The 431-nt window shown below is 62.6% G+C and carries 1 protein-coding gene; it reads right to left on the reverse strand.

Annotated elements, in window-relative coordinates; translation table 11 throughout:
- The coding region (locus I6F37_RS40825; protein ID WP_225154497.1) for an alpha/beta fold hydrolase at positions 1–375 on the reverse strand (375 nt) is incomplete at its 3' end.
- Between the last annotated feature and the right edge of the window lie 56 nt (positions 376–431).

Raw genomic sequence — 431 nt, forward strand, 5'->3', positions numbered from 1 at the left:
GCTCTGGATAGGCGCATTGTCGTCGTCTTCGCCGTGATGGATGTACACCATGGGTGCGTTGGCATAAGGGATCGAGTCCCATGGTCCCAGAAGCACCTTGAAGTCACCCCATGCACCATGCGCCAGGTCTGGTGTCAGTCCCCAGGTGCCCAGAGTCTCCATGGCGTCCTCGTAACCGTTCTTGGCGAAGAGCTCGAGGAGTTGGCGCGTTGGCGCCGATGTCACCGTGCGGGCGAACGTTTCCGGCGTGCCCATGGAGGCCAGCAGATAGCACGCCCTCACCCGGTGCGGGTGACGGGACGCGAAGTGGAGTGCAAATGGCCCTCCGCCGCTGCCACCCATGACATGACAGCGGTCGATGCCGTTGGCATCCAAGTGCTGCAGGGCTCGCTGGCTGCAGGTCTCGAATGAAGGTTCGCAGTCTTCGCCGT

The sequence above is a fragment of the Bradyrhizobium sp. NBAIM08 genome, assembly GCF_020193935.1.
In the GTDB taxonomy this organism is placed as follows: domain Bacteria; phylum Pseudomonadota; class Alphaproteobacteria; order Rhizobiales; family Xanthobacteraceae; genus Bradyrhizobium; species Bradyrhizobium yuanmingense.